Here is a 17,480-nt window from a genome sequence, read left to right on the forward strand (position 1 = left end):
AGAAACTAAATAGGATTCACTACTATTTGCCGACTGAGTTCACCTTCGACCAAGAGGCAGATCCATGCAAGTAAGCAAGCGTTTGTTCGCCGCCTTCACCCTCACCGCGCTGGCCGGCGCCGTGCAGGCCGCTGACGAAGTGGTGGTCTACTCCGCGCGTATCGACGAGCTGATCAAGCCGGTGTTCGACGCCTACACCGCCAAGACCGGTGTGCCGGTGAAATTCATCACCGACAAGGAGGCGCCGCTGCTGGCGCGCCTGAAGGCCGAGGGCGAGAACACCCCGGCCGACATGCTGATCACCGTGGATGCCGGCAACCTCTGGCAGGCCGAGCAGGAAGGCGTGCTCAAGCCGATCGAGTCGGCCGTCATCGAGCAGAACATCCCGTCGCAGTACCGCTCCAGCACCAATAGCTGGACCGGCCTGTCGCTGCGCGCGCGCACCATCGTCTACTCCACCGAGCGGGTCGAGCCGAGCGAACTGACCACCTACGAGGCCCTGGCCGACGAAAACTGGGAAGGCCGCCTGTGCCTGCGCACCAGCAAGAAGGTCTACAACCAGTCGCTGACCGCCACCCTGATCGAGAACCATGGCGCGGCCAAGACCGAGGAGATCGTCAAGGGCTGGGTCAACAACCTGGCCACCGACGTGTTCTCGGATGACACCGCGCTGATCAAGGCCATCGATGCCGGCCAGTGCGACGTGGGCATCGTCAACAGCTACTACTTCGTGCGCCTGCTCAAGCAGAAGCCGGACCTCAAGGCCAAGCTGTTCTGGCCGAACCAGGACGGCCGCGGCGTGCACGTCAACCTGTCCGGCGCCGGCGTGACCAAGCACGCACCGCATGCCGAGGCGGCGCAGAAGCTGCTGGAGTTCATGACCACCGCCGAACCCCAGGCGATCTTCGCCAACCTGAATCAGGAGTTCCCGGCCAACCCGCAGATCGATCCGTCGCCGGATGTCGCCGCCTGGGGCCGCTTCAAGGCCGACAGCGTGCCGGTCGAGGTGGCGGGCAAGCGCCAGGCCGAGGCCACCATGCTGATGGATCGCGCCGGCTGGAACTGATGACGGCCGGGTAGGGTGGATGGCGCTTTTGGCATCCACCCTGCAGCCAACCGGCTTTATACTCCCGACGCCCCGGCCTGACCGGGGCGTTGTGCTTTCTCAGTTCCGAGGATTCTGCGTGGCCCACCCTGCCCAGCGTCGCTGGTACCCCATCGCCTTTGCCGTCGCCCTTCTGGTGCTGCTGCCACTGAGCGTGCTGTTGTTCAGCTGGCACGAGGTGGACCGGCAGATCTGGGCCCACCTGTGGCAGACCCAGCTGCTGCGGCTGATCGGCAATACCCTGGTGCTGGTGCTCGGGGTGGGTGTCGGGGTGACCCTGCTCGGGGTCAGCCTGGCCTGGCTCACCAGCCTCTGCGAATTCCCCGGGCGGCGCTGGCTGGACTGGGCGCTGATGCTGCCGTTCGCCATTCCCGCCTATGTGCTGGCGTTCGTCTTCGTCGGCCTGCTGGACTTCGCCGGGCCGCTGCAGACGCTGCTGCGCGAGCTGTTCGGCAGCGGCCTGCGGCTGCCGCCAGTGCGCTCCACCGGCGGGGTGATCATCGTCCTGGTGCTGGTGTTCTACCCCTACGTCTACCTGCTGGCGCGCAATGCCTTCCTGGCCCAGGGCAAGGGCCTCATGGAGGCGGCGCGGGTGCTGGGCCTGAGTCCCTGGCAGGCGTTCTGGCGGGTGGCCCTGCCGGTGGCGCGACCGGCCATTGGCGCCGGCCTGGCCCTGGCGGTGATGGAGACCCTGGCCGACTTCGGCGCGGTCTCGGTGTTCAACTTCGACACCTTCACCACGGCCATCTACAAGACCTGGTACAGCTTCTACAGCCTGACCAGCGCCACCCAGCTGGCCAGCCTGCTGCTGTTCGCGGTGATGCTCGCGCTGTATGGCGAGCGCCGCGCCCGCGGCGCGGTGCGACCGAGCAACGAACGCCCGCGCGGCAAGGTGCTGTATCAGCTCACGGGCGGCCGGGCGCTGGCGGCCAGTGCCTGGTGCGGCTTGGTGTTCGCCTGCGCCTTCGTCATCCCGGTGCTGCAGCTGCTGGTGTGGTTCTGGCAGCGTGGGCGCTTCGATCTGGATGAGCGCTACAGCGCGTTGATCCTGCACACCCTCTATCTGGGCGGCCTGGCCGCGTTGATCACCGTCGGCGTGGCCCTGCTGCTGGCCTTCTCCCGGCGTCTGGCGCCGACCCGGCTGATGCGCTCGGCGGTCGGCCTGGCCAATCTCGGCTATGCCTTGCCCGGCTCGGTGCTGGCCGTGGCGATCATGCTGGCGTTCAGCTATCTGGATCGCCATCTGGTGATACCGCTGTCCGGCTGGCTGGGCGGAGCCGGTCAACCGATGTTGCTGGGCAGCCTGTCGGCGCTGCTGCTGGCCTACCTGATCCGCTTCCTGGCGGTGGCCTATGGGCCGTTGGAGAACAGCCTGGCGCGAATCCGCCCGTCGCTGCCGGAGGCCTCGCGCAGCCTCGGCGTCGGCGGTGTCGGCCTGTTCCTGCGGGTCTACCTGCCGCTGCTGGTGCCCGGCGCCCTGTCCGCGGCGCTGCTGGTGTTCGTCGACGTGCTCAAGGAGATGCCGGCCACCCTGCTGATGCGCCCCTTCGGCTGGGACACCCTGTCGGTGCGGGTCTTCGAGATGACCAGCGAGGGCGAATGGGCGCGCGCCGCGCTGCCGGCCCTGACCCTGGTGCTGGTCGGCCTGCTGCCGGTGATCCTGCTGATTCGCCGTTCCGCCCGGCGCATCGGCTAGGCGCAGCGGGCGGCGTCCCCGCCGCCCCTTTCCGGGCGGGTCATGAGCGGCTCCGACCGGTGAGCCGTCGGTCGAGATGACCCGCCCCGACCTTGCGGCTACAATGCGCGCCATTCGCTGCGACCGGTCATTGCCATCGGGAGGGCGGAATCCCCGCAAACGCCCGATTCACGGGCGTTGCGCGGATTTCAGCGCCTGCTCGCAGCCCTGCCAAGCCCGGAAGGAGATACCTATGGGACAGCGCACAGCTCTTTACGACCTGCACCTCGCCTTGGGGGCCAAGATGGTCGACTTCGGCGGCTGGGACATGCCGCTGCACTACGGTTCGCAAGTCGAGGAACATCATCAGGTGCGTCGCGACTGCGGGGTCTTCGACGTGTCGCACATGACCGTGGTGGATGTGTCTGGCGAGCAGGCCAAGGTCTATCTGCAGCACCTGCTGGCCAACGACGTCGAGCGTCTGCAGGTACCGGGCAAGGCCCTCTACAGCGCCATGCTCAACGAGCAGGGCGGGGTGGTCGACGACCTGATCGTCTACCTCACCGGTGTCTCGGCGCAGCAGCCCAGCTACCGCCTGGTGGTCAACGCGGCCACCCGCGACAAGGACCTGGCCTGGATGCGTCTGCAGAGCGCCGGCTTCGCCGTCGCACTGGACGAGCGCGCGGAGCTGGCCCTGCTGGCGATCCAGGGCCCGCAGGCGCGGGCCAGGACCTCCGAGCTGGTGACCCAGGCGCGCGCCGCGCTGATCCACGAGCTGAAACCCTTCCAGGGCCTGGCCGAAGGTGACTGGTTTATCGCCCGCACCGGTTATACCGGCGAGGACGGCCTGGAAATCATGCTGCCGGCCGAGCAGGCGGTGGCCTTCTTCAACGACCTGGTGGGTGCCGGCATCTCGCCGATCGGCCTCGGCGCCCGCGATACCCTGCGCCTGGAAGCGGGCATGAACCTGTACGGCCAGGACATGGACGAGCAGGTCTCGCCGCTGGCCGCCAACATGGCCTGGACCGTGGCCTGGGAGCCGGCCGCGCGCCGCTTCGTCGGGCGTGTCAGCCTGGAGGCGCAGCGCGCGGGCGCCAGCCAGGCCAAGCTGGTCGGCCTGGTGCTCGAGGAACGTGGCGTGCTGCGCGCCCACCAGGTGGTGCGGGTAGAGGGGGTGGGCGAGGGCGAGATCACCAGTGGCAGCTTCTCGCCGACCCTGAACAAGTCCATCGCCCTGGCCCGCGTACCGGCGGCCACCGCCGAGCGCGCCGAGGTGGAAATCCGCGGCAAGTGGTACCCGGTGCGCGTGGTCCAGCCGACTTTCGTGCGCCATGGCAAAGCCTTGATCTAGGCTTGGCCAAGGGCCAGCGGCTCGAATTCTTAAAGGCAGGGCCGGCGCGATCAGCGGCGCCTGCTAAATTTTCCAGACGGCGCGGTCGCCGTCATGTCAGATGAGGAACGACACATGAGCACTATCCCCGACGATCTGCGTTACGCCGCCAGCCACGAATGGGCCCGTCTGGAGGCGGATGGCAGCGTCACCGTGGGTATCTCCGACCATGCCCAGGAAGCCCTCGGCGACGTGGTCTTCATCGAGCTGCCGGAAGTCGGCAAGACCCTGTCCGCCGGCCAGGAAGCCGGGGTGGTGGAGTCGGTCAAGGCCGCCTCCGACATCTACTCGCCAATCGGCGGCGAAGTGATCGCCATCAACGAGTCCCTGGCCGACAGCCCCGAGAGCGTCAACGGCGACCCCTACGGCAGCTGGTTCTTCAAGCTCAAGCCGAGCGATGTCAGCGAGCTGGACAAGCTGCTCGACGCCGCCAGCTACAAGGCCAACGCCGACGCGGACGCCTAATCGTCCGGGCAGAACGCTGAGTTTTTCCTAAGCTGATAGAGCCTCGCATCGTCGAGGCTTTGTCTTTTTAGCAGAGTGATGGCCATGCCCCAGACACCCCGCCTTGCCCAGTTGCAGCAGCCCGACGCCTTCCTGCGTCGCCACCTCGGCCCGGATGCCGCCGAACAGCAGGCCATGCTGGCGAGCCTCGGCCTGCCCAGTCGCGCCGCGCTGATCGAACAGACGGTACCGCCGGCGATCCGCCTGAAGCGGCCGCTGGAGTTGCCGGCGGCCCTGGACGAGCAGGCCGCCCTGGCCAAGCTGTGGGGCTATGCCGAGCAGAACCAGGTGTGGACCAGCCTGATCGGCATGGGTTACCACGGCACCATCACCCCCACGGTGATCCTGCGCAACGTGCTGGAGAACCCGGGCTGGTACACCGCCTACACGCCCTACCAGCCGGAGATCGCCCAGGGGCGCCTGGAGGCGCTGCTGAATTTCCAGCAACTGACCATCGACCTGACCGGCCTGGAGCTGGCCAGCGCCTCGCTGCTCGACGAGGCCACCGCCGCCGCCGAAGCCATGGCCCTGGCCAAGCGCGTGGCCAAGAGCAAGAGCAACCTGTTCTTCGTCGACGAGAACTGCCATCCGCAGACGATTTCCGTGGTGCAGACCCGTGCCGAGGCGTTCGGCTTCGACCTGGTGGTCGAAACCGTGGACAAGCTCGGCGAGCAGCAGGTGTTCGGCGCGCTGCTGCAGTACCCGGATACCCACGGCGAGATCCGCGATCTGCGGCCACTGATCGAGCAGCTGCACGCCCAGCAGGCGCTGGCCTGCGTCGCCTGCGACCTGCTCAGCCTGCTGCTGCTGACCCCGCCGGGCGAGCTGGGTGCCGACGTGGTATTCGGTTCGGCGCAGCGCTTCGGCGTGCCGATGGGCTACGGCGGCCCCCACGCGGCCTTCTTCGCCACCCGCGACGCCTTCAAGCGGGCCATGCCCGGGCGGATCATCGGCGTGTCCAAGGACACCCGCGACAACGTCGCGCTGCGCATGGCCCTGCAGACCCGCGAGCAGCATATCCGCCGCGAGAAGGCCAACTCCAACATCTGCACCGCCCAGGTGCTGCTGGCCAACATCGCCAGCTGCTACGCGGTGTACCACGGCCCCGAGGGCCTCAAGCGCATCGCCCAGCGCGTGCATCGGCTGACCGCGATCCTCGCCGCCGGCCTGGCGCAGAACGGCATTGCCCGTGACAACCGGCATTTCTTCGACACCCTGACCCTCGATGTCGGCGGCAGCCAGGCGGCGATCATCGAGTCGGCCAAGCAGGCGCGGATCAACCTGCGCATCCTCGGCCGCGGCAAGCTCGGCGTCAGCCTCGACGAGACCTGCGACGAGCGCACGGTGATGCAGCTGTTCGCGGTCTTCCTCGGCGCCGACCACGGCCTCAGCGTGGCCAAGCTGGACCAGGGCGAGATCGCCGACGGCATTCCCGCCACGCTGCTGCGCAGCTCCGGCTACCTGATCCATCCGGTGTTCAACGCCCACCACAGCGAAACCGAGATGCTGCGCTACCTCAAGCAATTGGAGAACAAGGACCTGGCGCTGAACCAGGCGATGATTCCGCTCGGTTCCTGCACCATGAAGCTCAACGCCACCAGCGAGATGATCCCCATCACCTGGCCGCAATTCGCCAACCTGCACCCCTTCGTGCCGCGGGACCAGGCCCTAGGCTACAAGGCGATGATCGACGAGCTGGAGGCCTGGCTGTGCGCCATCACCGGCTTCGATGCCGTGTCCATGCAGCCCAACTCCGGGGCCCAGGGCGAATACGCCGGGCTGCTGGCGATCCGCCGCTACCATGAGAGCCGCGGCGACAGCCAGCGCACCATCTGCCTGATCCCGGCCTCGGCCCACGGCACCAATCCGGCCTCGGCGCAGATGGCCAGCATGCGCGTGCAGATCGTCGAGTGCGACGCCGAGGGCAACGTCGACCTCGACGACCTCAAGCGCAAGGCGGCCGAGGCGGGCGAGCAGCTGGCCTGCCTGATGGCCACCTACCCCTCGACCCATGGCGTCTACGAGGAAGGTATCCGCGAGATCTGCGAGGTGATTCACAACCATGGCGGCCAGGTGTACATGGACGGCGCCAACCTGAACGCGCAAGTGGGGCTGACCCGTCCGGCCGATATCGGCGCCGACGTGTCGCACATGAACCTGCACAAGACCTTCTGCATTCCCCACGGCGGCGGCGGCCCGGGCATGGGGCCGATCGGCGTGCGCGCGCACCTGGCGCCCTTCGTCGCCAACCACCCGGTGGTCGAGCTGCAGGGGCCCAACCCGCAGAACGGCGCGGTCAGCGCGGCGCCCTGGGGCAGCGCCAGCATCCTGCCGATCAGCTGGATGTACATCGCCATGATGGGGCCGCAGCTGGCCGACGCCACCGAACTGGCGATCCTCGGCGCCAACTACCTGGCCAACCAGCTGGGTGGCGCCTTCCCGGTGCTGTACAGCGGCCGCAACGGCAGGGTGGCCCACGAGTGCATCCTCGACCTGCGCCCGCTCAAGGCGGAAACCGGGATCAGCGAGGAGGACGTGGCCAAGCGCCTGATCGACTACGGCTTCCACGCCCCGACCATGTCCTTCCCGGTGCCCGGCACGCTGATGATCGAGCCGACCGAAAGCGAGAACAAGCACGAGCTGGACCGCTTCATCGAGGCCATGCTGAGCATTCGCGAGGAGATCGCCAAGGTGCAGCGCGGCGAATGGCCGGCCGAGGACAACCCCCTCAAGCACGCCCCGCATACCCTGGCCGACGTCGTCGGGCCCTGGCAGCGGCCCTACAGCATCGAGGAGGCGGTGACCCCGACGGCCCACTGCCGGGCCCACAAGTACTGGCCGACGGTCAACCGGGTGGACAACGTCTATGGCGACCGCAACCTGTTCTGCGCCTGCGTGCCGCTGGACGCCTACCGGGAGTGACCGATCCTCGAGGTGAGTGGCCAGGCGGGCCGCTCAAGGTGCAAGGGCTGACCTGACCAGCTGTCGCCGGCGCTGGCCGAGCAGCTCGACGCGCTCGCCGGTACCCTTTACCCGGGCCCAAGCTCGGAGCACACTCCGGGCTGAGTACGGGAAGAGGCTGGCAATGAGACGTTTGATCGGCGCATCTGGCTTGCTGCTCTCGATCCTGTGCCCGGGCGCGGCCCTCTCGGCCAGCGAGCCCGCGACGATGAAGATCGTCTATACCGACTACCGGCCCTACAGCTGGGAGGAGGGCAGCCAGGTGATCGGCCTGGAAGTCGATCTGCTGGAAGAAGCCTTGCGCAAGCGCCTCGGAATCACCCTGGAACACAAGGTGCTGCCCTGGGAGCGCGCCCAGCAACAGGTCAGGAGTGGATTGGCGGACGCCTTCGTCGCCAGCCCAAGCCCGGCACGCCTGGTCTATGCCGTGGCCAGCCGCGAGCCGGTGTCCTACTGGGATCTCTCATTGTTCTTCCGCAAGGGGGACCGGCGCCTGGCTGGTATCAGATCGCTGGAGCAGCTCGCCCCCTTGCGCATCGGTACCCTGCTGGGCAATGCCTGGGTCAAGGACAAGCTGGGCAATCTGCAGGTGCAATACTTGGCGAAGATGGAACAGCTGCCACCCACGCTGTTGGCCGGGCGTTTCGACGTGATTCCCGACAATCCCTACGTGATACACCATCTCCTGAAGCGCGGCGGGTATGCCGCCGAGATCGGCGAGACATCGCTCTCCGGCCATCGAACCGAGATGCTGCTCTACATCGGCAAGGCGTCGAGTTTCGCGTCGCGGCTCGAAGAGGTCGACCAGGTACTGCAGGCAATGCGCGCCGACGGTACCTGGCAGCGCATCCATGCCCAGTACAGAGTCGACAATTGAGCGCGGCCAGGCGGCGGGCTTCTATCAGGCGGCTACGGGCTCAGCGCGGCTCGCTCGCGAGGATGGCGCCCGCCAGTTCCATGTCGCTGGCCTGCAGGTCCGGATGCTCGCGGCGCACCTGCTGCAGCGCCGCCTCCAGGTAGGGCCCGCGAATCTGCCCGGCGCTGGCGATAAAGCTGCTCGCATCGTCCTGGGCCGGCACGATCAGCTTCTTGTCCTTGAAGGTCAGGTAGGTCGAGGCCGTGGTCGCCCCGGACGAGAGAATGTCGCGCCAAGTGGTTTCGGCGAATGCCGGCGCGGTGGCCAGGGACAAGGCGGCAAGGAGGGGCAGGCTGAAACGGTGCATGCGAATGACTCCCGGGCGGTGGTGATATAGCTCAGAGTCCCAAGTGAGTCGCGGGTTCCGGCGGCATGACCAACTGCGCACTGTAGCCGGTTGAGGTTGGCTTTTTTCAGCGCGAACCGCTTTCCCAGGAGAGCTGGAGGTAGTGCTGATGCAGACCAGATATGTGCAAGTCGGCGCTCCGTTGAAAACCTAGGCGGTGGTATAGCGGCAGGTTTCGCGGCTCACCCGTTTCAAGGGCCACCGCGAGGCTGCCATGCAGCTTGCAATGGCTCAGGGTGTGATTGAGTAACAGGCCCCCGAGACCTTGGCCTCGGTGCTCGGGAGCCACTGCTATGAACTCGATTCGGGCGACGCCGGGCGAGCCCCCTTGCAAGTTGAATGTTTCTAGGAGATGGTCCAAGCGGGCCAGGCAGTCCTCGCCGCACTGCTCGCGAATGGTCATTCCAAGCGCTTCCGAGCTGGCCGCTTCGGGCTGTTCATTGCCCAGGCTGAAATAGCTCACGCCGAGCAGGTGATCGTCCTTCCAAGCGGCAAGGGCGGGTAATGCCTGGCCGTGATGGAAGCGCTGGTAGGCGGCGAGATAGGAGCGACGGCGTTGGTCGAAGCCAGGGCGCTCGCGAAACAGGAACCAGCCGATTGTTGGATCACGAGCGAAGGCCGTATCGAGCAGGTCGAGCGCCGCCGCATGCTGTATGTCCGACAGCAGTGTGAAACGTAGAGCCCTCATGCCGCCGCTTCGACCTTGAGCAGCACGCCCTCCTGGCCGATCACCTTGACCGTGCTGCCGGCCGGCAGGTCCGGGCCGCTGACCAGCCACAGCGAGTCGCCGGCCTTGATCTTGCCGCGCCCGCCGCTGATCGCCTCGTGCAGGACGAACCGGCGGCCCAGCAGTTCACTACCGCGATCGTTCAGCCCGGGCTGATCGGACGGCTTGGCCGCGGTGCGCTGGCGCCGCCACCAGAACACCGCGGTGAGCACCGAGAGGCTGCCGAACAGGAGAAACTGCACCGCCCAGGGCAGGGCCGGGAACAGGTAGGTGAGCACGCCGACGCCGGCGGCGGCCATGCCGATCCACAGCAGGTAGCCGCCGGCGCCGAATACCTCGAGGATCAGCAGCAGGGTGCCGAAGGCCAGCCAGTCCCAGAACGACAGGTGTTGCAGGTATTCCCACATCGCTTAGCCCTTCCGCTCGCCCGGGGCCGCCCCGGCATGGTCCGCCCCGGCGAAGGTGGCTCTGACGATCTCGCCGATGCCGCCCACCGCGCCGATCACCTGGCTGGCCTCCAGTGGCATGAGGATCACCTTGCTGTTGTTGGCCGAAGCCAGCTTGCCCAGGGCGTCGACATATTTCTGCGCGACGAAGTAGTTCACCGCCTGCACATTGCCGCTGGCGATGGCGTCGGAGACCACACGAGTGGCTTCGGCTTCCGCCGCCGCGGCGCGTTCGCGGGCCTCGGCTTCGAGGAAGGCGGCCTGGCGCTCACCCTCGGCCTCGAGAATCTGCGCCTGCTTCTTGCCTTCGGCGGTGAGGATCGCGGCCTGGCGCAGCCCTTCGGCCTCGAGGATCTGCGCGCGCTTGATGCGCTCGGCCTTCATCTGCCCGGACATGGCGGCCATCAGGTCTTCGGGCGGGCTGATGTCCTTGATCTCGATGCGGGTGATCTTGATGCCCCAGGGCGCGGTGGCCTCGTCGACGGTCTTGAGCAGGCGCTCGTTGATCGCATCGCGCTGGCTGAGCATGGCGTCCAGTTCCAGGGAGCCGAGCACGGTGCGGATATTGGTCATCACCAGGTTGCGGATGGCATGTTCGAGGTTATTCACCTCGTAGGCGGCCTGGGCCGCATTGATCACCTGGAAGAAGCACACCGCATCGATCTGCACGGTGGCGTTGTCGGAGGTGATCACCTCCTGCGGCTCGATGTCCAGCACGCTCTCCATGACGCTGAGCTTGCGGCCGATGCGGTCCATCACCGGCACTATGATGTTGAGCCCCGGTTTCAGCGTGGTGGTGTAGCGGCCGAAGCGCTCCACCGTCCACTGGGAGCCCTGGGGCACCACCTTGAAACCCATGAAGACCACGGCCACGGCGAGGCCGACGAAGAGAAAGATGACACTGCCGATTTCCATTAAACGCGAACTCCTTGTGCTGTGCGGATCGGGCGCGATTGTATGCCTATAGTCGCTGCTTTGCCGGAGCGCCAGGCCGGGCTGTGATTCAGTGCCCAGGCTTTTGCAGGGCGGCGAGCAGGCGGGCGTCGCGGGCATAGATGTCGTTGCGCAGAATCAAGGTGCCGTCCGGGTCCACGTGGGCGGTCCAGTAGGCCATGACGATCGGCAGGCGCCGCTTGATCGGGTAGTTCTGCGTGCGCTTGCTGGCCAGGCGCCGGAGGATCTCCGCGCAGTCCTCGGCCGGCAGCAGGGTCTGCAGCAACTGCAGAATCCCTTCGATGCGCACGCAACCCGAACTGAAGGCCCGTGGCGACTTGGCGAACAGGTGCTGGCTCGGGGTGTCGTGCAGGTACACGGCGAAGGGGTTGGCAAAGCGGATGGCCAGCTGGCCGAGCGGGTTATCCGGCCCGGCGTCCTGGCGCAGGATGATGCGCCCCGGGTTCTCCCAGTCGATGCCGGCCGGGTCGAGTGGATTGCCGGCATAGTCGAGCACGCGCATGTTGTGCTGTTGCAGATAGTCCGGGTCGCGGAGGATCTCCGGGACCTTGTCCTCGCGCAGGATGGTTGGCGGCACGCTCCAGGTGGGGTTGAGCGTCAGGCGGCTGACCAGCGACTTGAGCTGCGGCGTCTGCCGGTCCGCGCGGCCGACCACGGTGCGGCCCTGCCAGCGCAGCTGCCGATCGCGGTAATAGCTGAGCAGGCCGCCGGCGATATCCACCAGCAGGGTCTCCGCCTCGATGTCGCCGGCCAGCCAGCGCCAGCGCTCCAGGTTGACCCGTAACTGACCGAGGCGGTCGGCGGCAGGGGTGTTCAGCGCGCTCAGGGTGTAGGGGCCGACCAGGCCATCGGCCTGCAGGCCGTGGCGGCTCTGGAACTGTTCTACTGCCGCCAGCACGGCAGGGTCGTACAGCGCGTCGTCGGCCTGCGGGCGCTCCCCGAGGTAGCCGCCGGCCTCCAGGCGCGCCGCCAGCAGTGCCACCCGCTCGTCACGCATGCCCGGCCGCAGCAGGCGCCCGGGTGGAACCGGCGTCCATTCGTTCAGGGGCTGGCGCCGACGCTCGGCGTAGGCGCGACGCAGTGCCTGGTACTGCGCCAGTTGTGGGCGCGCGGCGGCGAAGGCCGCCGCCGGCTCATCCAGGCCGCGCCAGGCCAGCTCGAGCAGCGTGGGCTGCGGCGTTGGCGAGGCGCTCTGCGGGGCGCGCCAGAATGGCTCGAGGGCGTCCTGCGGCAGGCGCCCGCGCGACAGGTGCTGCAATGCCTGCAGGTAGCTGCGACTGGCCAGCAGCTCGGCGCAGGCGCTGTGCTGCTCGGCGGATGAAGAGGCCGGGGCGGCTCGGTCCAGGGGATAGTCAGCCGGGTCGAGACCGTCGTCGCGCAGCTGCTCCAGCTCGCGCAGCAATGCCGCTCGTCGGCTGGGCTCCTGCCAGAGCGGGGTGAAGGCGCGGCGCTGGTAAAACTCATGGAGCTGGCTTGAGACCCCTGGCTCGCTGGCTGCGAGCCAGGGCGCGCAGGCTTCGGCACGTTGTTCGAGCGTCAGGCGGATGCGCTCCTGCAGCGGCTCGCTGGCCGCGCAGGCGAGGGCGACGACGGCCAGCAGACAGCCGGTGATGAGGCCATGTGCGGTTTTTTTGTACACTTGTCGACTCCAGCCCATGGTTCGCTAGCAAGCCTAGTCGAACAGGCTTCCATCCATTACGCAAACCATGGCCGCAGTCGATCGGAGCCCGGCGCCCACTGGGGGCGGGACCAGGAGCAAGGCTTAGTTGGGGGGAGTGTGACCAGACTGCTTCGGCGCCTGTGCCTTTACGGTGCGTGGCTATTCCTGTTTTCGTCGCCACTGCAGGCTGGCGGAGTCCCGGCTGCCGGTCTGTCGGATAGCCTGGCACGGGTTGCCCCCGGCCTGGACCGTCAGGTTCTGCAACATGCGGTGGCGGCCATGCAGTGCGCGGTCAACCATGGCGCCGCCCCGGCGCGGCGCCTGGCGGTGATCGACTATTCGCTGCCGTCCACGGCCAAGCGCCTGTGGATCTTCGACCTGGAGCGCAAGAAACTGGTGCTGCACGACCTGGTCGCTCACGGACGCCAGACCGGGGAGAACCACGCCAGGCGCTTCTCCAATGTGGTCGACAGCTACCAGTCGAGCCTGGGCCTGTTCCGCACCGCCGAAAGCTACCGCGGCAAACATGGCTATTCATTGCGCATGGATGGCCTGGAGCCGGGGGTCAACGATCGCGCCCGGGAACGGGCCATCGTCATCCACGGCGCCGCCTACGTCGATCCACGCCTGGCCAGCACCCAGGGGCGCATCGGCCGCAGTCTGGGCTGCCCCGCGGTGCGCCCGCAGGTGGCGCGCCTGGTGGTCGACCAGCTCAAGGGCGGGCAGTTCATGTTCGCCTGGTATCCCGACCAGGGCTGGCTGCGCAGTTCCGCCTACCTCAACTGCCGGCCCCAGCAGCTCGCCACCCTGCGCTGATTCCGGCGTTCAGCTGTAGCTCGCCTGGGGGCCGCAAACCCGGTTACGGCCGTCCTGTTTGGCCTGGTACAAACGCTCATCCGCGGTGTTGATCAGCTGTTCCAGGTGGGGCTGCTGCTCGCGGCTGACCACGCCGAAGCTGGCGCTCGGGGTCAAGGGCGCATCGCGGCCATGCAGGCTCAGGCTGGCGATGGCCTGGCGCAGTCGCTCGGCCAGCACCAGGGCCTCGTCGAGGCTGGTATTGGGCAGCAGCAGCAGGAATTCCTCACCGCCCCAGCGCGCCAGCAGGTCGCCGGTGCGGCATTGCTGGGTGAGCAGGCGGGCGGTGGCGATCAGGCAACTGTCGCCCGTGTCGTGACCATGGCGGTCATTGATGTCCTTGAAGTGATCCAGGTCGAACATGATCAGCGCCAGCGGCTGCGCATGACGCCGCGTCGTGCTCCACAGGGCATTGCCCTGTTCGAGAAAGGCGCGGCGGTTGAGCAAGCCGGTCAGCGGGTCGGTGCGCGCCAGGGATTCGGCCTGACGCCGGGCGTGCTGGTGCTGGCGCATCTGGTAGGCCAGGGCCAGGGCCAGCAGGGTGGCTTCCAGGGCAATGCCGATATCCACGGCGCGGTAGGTCAGCTCGGTGAAGGGCAGCAGGCCCCATACGCTGAGATCGGTCAGGGCGGTCCCGAGCATGCCGCACAGGGTCGCCGCGAGGAAGTAACGGGCGGCTAGCCGACCGCGGCGCAGGCTGATGACGCCCAGAACCACCATCAGCAGGGTGTAGATCAGCACGCTGGCGAAGGCCAGCCAGAGGGCCGTGGCGTGCCAGTCGAAGGCGATGCAGGGCAACAGCAGTAGCACGCTGGCCGTGGCGCCACGACTGACGGCGCGGGCCAGACGCGGCGCATGGGCATCCAGGTCGAGGAAATGACGGGCGAAGTGCAGGCCGAGCCAGGCGACGGCGCTCATCAGGGCCGGGTTGGCGTAGCGTTTGAGCAGCAGAGAGTCCGGCCACAGCCAGGTCCCGGCATGGCCGGTGTAGGACAGGTTGAGCAGGATGAAGGCGGCGAGGTAGAGCGAGTAGTTGAGGTTGTTGCGATCCTTCAGGCCGGCATAGAGCATCAGGTTGTAGGCCATAAGCGCCAGCATGAAACCGTACAGGGCGCCGTAACCGTATTGCGTGCTGGTGCGCGCGTGCTCGAGGGCGCTGTCGCTCAGCAGGCGCACGGGAAGGATCAAGGGGTCCGCGCTGTAGGCCTGCACGTAGAGTTCCGAGCGCCCCGGCGGCAGCTCCAGCGTCAGCAGGTAGTCCATGCCGGGGGTGGCCTGCAGCCCCTGCAGTTGCCCGTCCCCGGCGTGCGTCTGATGCAGCACGCGGCCGTCACTCAGCAGGTGAACATCCAGCTGGTCGATCCAGGCCTTGCCCAGTTGCAGGGTGCGCCGCAGCGGCTGATCGGACGGATTGATCAGCGGCAGGTACAGCCAGTGGGCGGCTGCGCCGATGCCCAGGCGCGGCACGGCGTGCGGCGAAGGTTGGAAGGCGCCGGCCTGGCGGGCGCGGATGGCGGCCTCGAGGCCGATGGGCTCGGGCGTGCTGAGCAGGCTGAGGTGCCGGCCGAGGGGCTGCGTCTGCTCGGCGACTTCGAGCCAGGCCAGGGCCTGGGCTGGTAGACACAGCAGCCAGGCCAGGCAGAACAGCCGGAGCAGGTGTGCGCTCATGGGGCGCTCCGCCTGCTCATCAGCGCTGCTCGCTCTGCGGGGTGACGCGCAGCACTTCCTCGATGGTGGTCAGCCCCGCGGCGATCTTCTGCGCGCCGGACAGCCTCAGGCTGCGCATGCCTTCCTTGAAGGCCTGGCGGCGCAGGGCGATGAGATCGGTGTCGGCGGTGATCAGCGGCTTGATCGAGTCGCCGAGGAGCATGATCTCGTAGACCCCGGCGCGACCGCGGTAGCCGGTGTCGCGGCATTCCAGGCAGCCCACGGCCTGGTGCGCGCCGCTCGGCATGGGGGTTTTCCACGGTTTGGTCAGGCTCAGCCAGTCGCTCTCGTCCAGGTCGTGCGGCGCCTTGCAGTGCGGGCACAAGGTGCGCACCAGGCGCTGGGCCATGACCCCGAGCAGGGTGGCCTTGAGCAGGTAGTGCGGCACGCCGAGTTCGAGCAGGCGGGTGATGGCGCTGGGGGCGTCGTTGGTGTGCAGGGTGGAGAGCACCAGGTGGCCGGTGAGCGCCGCCTGGATCGCCATCTCGGCGGTCTCCAGGTCGCGGATCTCGCCGATCATGATGATGTCCGGGTCCTGGCGCATCAGCGCGCGTACGCCGCTGGCGAAGGTCAGGTCGATGTTGTGCTGCACCTGCATCTGGTTGAACGCGCCCTCGATCATCTCGATCGGGTCTTCGATGGTGCAGACGTTGACCTCGTCGGTGGCCAGCTGCTTGAGCGTGGTGTACAGGGTGGTGGTCTTGCCCGAGCCGGTCGGCCCGGTGACCAGGATGATGCCGTTGGGCTGGCTGGTCATGCTCTGCCAGCGCTTCAGGTCATCGGCGGAGAAGCCCAGCTGGTCGAAGCCCTTGAGCAGCACCTCGGGATCGAAGATGCGCATCACCATCTTCTCGCCGAAGGCGGTGGGCAGGGTGGACAGGCGCAGCTCGACCTCGCCGCCTTCCGGGGTCTTGGTCTTGACCCGGCCGTCCTGGGGCTTGCGCTTCTCGGCGACGTTCATCCGCCCCAGGCTCTTCAGGCGGCTGACCACCGCCATGGTCACCTGGGGCGGAAATTGGTAGACGGTGTGCAGCACGCCGTCGATGCGAAAACGCACGCTGCCCTGCTCGCGGCGCGGCTCGATGTGGATGTCACTGGCGCGCTGCTGGAAGGCGTATTGGAACAGCCAGTCGGTGATGTTGATGATGTGCGCGTCGTTGGCGTCAGGCTCCTGGTCCTGGGCGCCGAGGCTCAGCAGCTGCTCGAAGTTGCCGCTGCCGCTGATCTTCTGGTCCACCGCGGTGGCGCCGCTGACCGACTTGGCCAGGCGGTAGAACTCCACGGTGAAGCGCTGGATGTCCGCCGGGTTGGCCACCACCCGCTTGATCGGGCGCTTGAGCACATGGGTCAGGTTGGCTTCCCAGCTGTGTACCAGGGGCTGGGCGCTGGCGATGGTGACCTGCTCGCTGTCCACCGCCACGGCGAGGATCTTGTGGCGCTGGGCGAAGGCGTAGGACATCAGCGGGGTGACGGCGGCGACATCGATCTTCAGCGGGTCGATGCGCAGGTAGGGCTGGCCGGCGAATTCCGCCAGCCAGACCGTGAGGCTTTCCAGGTCGAGCTTCTTGCCCGGTCGCTTGAGGTCGTCGAGCTGCTGCGCGGCGAGGAACTCCAGGGGATGCTGCTGGTTCTTCACCGCGCTGCGGCGGATCGCCAGGCACTGCTCGGCGCTGTCCTGATCGACCCGGCCCTGGCCGACCAGCTCACGCAACAGGTCGTTGAGTTCGAGCACCCGGTCTTGGGTGGTGGGGGCAAAGGCGGACATGCGGGCTCCTCGGTAGCGCGGCCTGGGGTCAAGCATAGCCAGGGGGGGCGTCTTCCGTGGCTAGCGCTAGGATGCCCGAAAAACCCGGCTGGAGCGAAGTGCTGCGACGTGACCCATTACCCAGTGCGAGCGGCCCCCGGCGCCAGGCTGTGATCCAGGCGTCGCCAGTCGACCTGCCAGACGCAGACCAGGCCGCGCAGCTTGTTCGCCAGCACCCCGGCGCGGTGCAGCGACAGGCCCGGCAGCCGTAGCTGAACATGCAGGTCGCCGTCCTGCTGGTGTGCCTGCAGGTGCTGGGGCAGCAGTTGCAACTGGGCGAACAGGCCGAGCAGGCGGCACAGCACGTCGGCGTCGGCCTCGGTGCGCAGCCGGTATTCGATGCTGTGCTCGGGGCGCTCCTGCCAGGGATCGCGGCGATTGCAGGGGGTGGGCAAGGGCGTGGTGTCGGGCATGGCGGTATCTCGGGGTG

15 protein-coding genes are annotated in these 17,480 nt (G+C 67.5%); 7 read left to right on the top strand and 8 right to left on the bottom strand.

What is annotated here, in order from left to right; all coding sequences use genetic code 11:
• Positions 1-64: 64 nt before the first annotated feature.
• The 6 genes from LPB260_RS21620 to LPB260_RS21645 all read left to right on the top strand — a co-directional run bounded on the left by LPB260_RS21620 (position 65) and on the right by LPB260_RS21645 (position 8,512).
• Positions 65-1,066, top strand: a complete 1,002-nt coding sequence (locus LPB260_RS21620) for an extracellular solute-binding protein (protein ID WP_208707915.1) — start codon at positions 65-67, stop codon at positions 1,064-1,066.
• A gap of 118 nt (positions 1,067-1,184) precedes the next feature.
• Positions 1,185-2,801, top strand: a complete 1,617-nt coding sequence (locus LPB260_RS21625; RefSeq protein ID WP_208707916.1) for an iron ABC transporter permease — start codon at positions 1,185-1,187, stop codon at positions 2,799-2,801.
• 232 nt (positions 2,802-3,033) lie between these two features.
• Entirely contained in the window at positions 3,034-4,131 is a 1,098-nt protein-coding gene (gcvT, locus tag LPB260_RS21630; protein WP_208707917.1) for a glycine cleavage system aminomethyltransferase GcvT, read from the top strand.
• A 114-nt stretch (positions 4,132-4,245) separates the two neighbouring features.
• A complete protein-coding gene (gene gcvH / locus LPB260_RS21635; RefSeq protein WP_208707918.1) occupies positions 4,246-4,635 on the top strand; it encodes a glycine cleavage system protein GcvH in 390 nt (129 codons plus the stop codon).
• An 84-nt stretch (positions 4,636-4,719) separates the two neighbouring features.
• Positions 4,720-7,596 carry an aminomethyl-transferring glycine dehydrogenase gene (gene gcvP / locus LPB260_RS21640; RefSeq protein WP_208707919.1) on the top strand — a complete coding sequence of 959 codons (2,877 nt, stop codon included), beginning with the start codon at positions 4,720-4,722 and terminating at the stop codon, positions 7,594-7,596.
• Positions 7,597-7,759: 163 nt separating this feature from the next.
• Positions 7,760-8,512, top strand: coding sequence for an ABC transporter substrate-binding protein (locus LPB260_RS21645; RefSeq protein ID WP_208707920.1), 753 nt, complete (start codon positions 7,760-7,762; stop codon positions 8,510-8,512).
• Between the two features lie 40 nt (positions 8,513-8,552).
• On the opposite strand, the gene LPB260_RS21650 is transcribed toward LPB260_RS21645, so the two are convergent.
• The 5 genes from LPB260_RS21650 to LPB260_RS21670 form a co-directional block, all read right to left on the bottom strand.
• Positions 8,553-8,858 (bottom strand): DUF2388 domain-containing protein, encoded by a 306-nt coding sequence (locus tag LPB260_RS21650; protein WP_371926116.1) that lies wholly within the window; start codon positions 8,856-8,858, stop codon positions 8,553-8,555.
• Between the two features lie 106 nt (positions 8,859-8,964).
• The gene (locus tag LPB260_RS21655) at positions 8,965-9,585 is read right to left on the bottom strand and encodes a GNAT family N-acetyltransferase (RefSeq protein WP_208707921.1); all 621 of its coding nucleotides are present in this window, start codon (positions 9,583-9,585) and stop codon (positions 8,965-8,967) included.
• Positions 9,582-10,031: an NfeD family protein gene (locus LPB260_RS21660; protein ID WP_208707922.1), complete on the bottom strand. Its 450-nt coding sequence runs from the start codon at positions 10,029-10,031 to the stop codon at positions 9,582-9,584. The genes LPB260_RS21655 and LPB260_RS21660 overlap by 4 nt, the downstream gene beginning before the upstream one ends.
• Before the next feature lie 3 nt (positions 10,032-10,034).
• Positions 10,035-10,985: an SPFH domain-containing protein gene (locus LPB260_RS21665; RefSeq protein ID WP_208707923.1), complete on the bottom strand. Its 951-nt coding sequence runs from the start codon at positions 10,983-10,985 to the stop codon at positions 10,035-10,037.
• A gap of 88 nt (positions 10,986-11,073) precedes the next feature.
• Complete coding sequence (locus tag LPB260_RS21670; protein WP_256625534.1) at positions 11,074-12,663, bottom strand: murein L,D-transpeptidase; 1,590 nt, start codon at positions 12,661-12,663, stop codon at positions 11,074-11,076.
• Between the two features lie 138 nt (positions 12,664-12,801).
• Between LPB260_RS21670 and LPB260_RS21675 the strand changes: the two genes are divergently transcribed.
• Entirely contained in the window at positions 12,802-13,500 is a 699-nt protein-coding gene (locus tag LPB260_RS21675) for a murein L,D-transpeptidase catalytic domain family protein (RefSeq protein ID WP_208707925.1), read from the top strand.
• A gap of 9 nt (positions 13,501-13,509) precedes the next feature.
• On the opposite strand, the gene LPB260_RS21680 is transcribed toward LPB260_RS21675, so the two are convergent.
• The 3 genes from LPB260_RS21680 to LPB260_RS21690 all read right to left on the bottom strand — a co-directional run bounded on the left by LPB260_RS21680 (position 13,510) and on the right by LPB260_RS21690 (position 17,463).
• Positions 13,510-15,207: a diguanylate cyclase gene (locus LPB260_RS21680; protein ID WP_208707926.1), complete on the bottom strand. Its 1,698-nt coding sequence runs from the start codon at positions 15,205-15,207 to the stop codon at positions 13,510-13,512.
• 19 nt (positions 15,208-15,226) lie between these two features.
• Positions 15,227-17,011 (bottom strand): GspE/PulE family protein, encoded by a 1,785-nt coding sequence (locus LPB260_RS21685; RefSeq protein ID WP_208707927.1) that lies wholly within the window; start codon positions 17,009-17,011, stop codon positions 15,227-15,229.
• Between the two features lie 116 nt (positions 17,012-17,127).
• Positions 17,128-17,463: a hypothetical protein gene (locus LPB260_RS21690; RefSeq protein WP_256625535.1), complete on the bottom strand. Its 336-nt coding sequence runs from the start codon at positions 17,461-17,463 to the stop codon at positions 17,128-17,130.
• Between the last annotated feature and the right edge of the window lie 17 nt (positions 17,464-17,480).

This window comes from Pseudomonas sp. LPB0260, from assembly GCF_013388395.1.

Excerpts from the sequence above, each read along its gene's own strand:
- LPB260_RS21665 (WP_208707923.1), bottom strand. The coding sequence starts at position 10,985 with ATGGAAATCGGCAGTGTCATCTTTCTCTTCGTCGGCCTCGCCGTGGCC.
- gcvT (WP_208707917.1), top strand. The coding sequence starts at position 3,034 with ATGGGACAGCGCACAGCTCTTTACGACCTGCACCTCGCCTTGGGGGCC.
- gcvP (WP_208707919.1), top strand. The coding sequence starts at position 4,720 with ATGCCCCAGACACCCCGCCTTGCCCAGTTGCAGCAGCCCGACGCCTTC.
- LPB260_RS21620 (WP_208707915.1), top strand. The coding sequence starts at position 65 with ATGCAAGTAAGCAAGCGTTTGTTCGCCGCCTTCACCCTCACCGCGCTG.
- LPB260_RS21690 (WP_256625535.1), bottom strand. The coding sequence starts at position 17,463 with ATGCCCGACACCACGCCCTTGCCCACCCCCTGCAATCGCCGCGATCCC.
- LPB260_RS21685 (WP_208707927.1), bottom strand. The coding sequence starts at position 17,011 with ATGTCCGCCTTTGCCCCCACCACCCAAGACCGGGTGCTCGAACTCAAC.
- LPB260_RS21650 (WP_371926116.1), bottom strand. The coding sequence starts at position 8,858 with ATGCACCGTTTCAGCCTGCCCCTCCTTGCCGCCTTGTCCCTGGCCACC.
- LPB260_RS21680 (WP_208707926.1), bottom strand. The coding sequence starts at position 15,207 with ATGAGCGCACACCTGCTCCGGCTGTTCTGCCTGGCCTGGCTGCTGTGT.
- LPB260_RS21655 (WP_208707921.1), bottom strand. The coding sequence starts at position 9,585 with ATGAGGGCTCTACGTTTCACACTGCTGTCGGACATACAGCATGCGGCG.
- LPB260_RS21660 (WP_208707922.1), bottom strand. The coding sequence starts at position 10,031 with ATGTGGGAATACCTGCAACACCTGTCGTTCTGGGACTGGCTGGCCTTC.
- gcvH (WP_208707918.1), top strand. The coding sequence starts at position 4,246 with ATGAGCACTATCCCCGACGATCTGCGTTACGCCGCCAGCCACGAATGG.
- LPB260_RS21645 (WP_208707920.1), top strand. The coding sequence starts at position 7,760 with ATGAGACGTTTGATCGGCGCATCTGGCTTGCTGCTCTCGATCCTGTGC.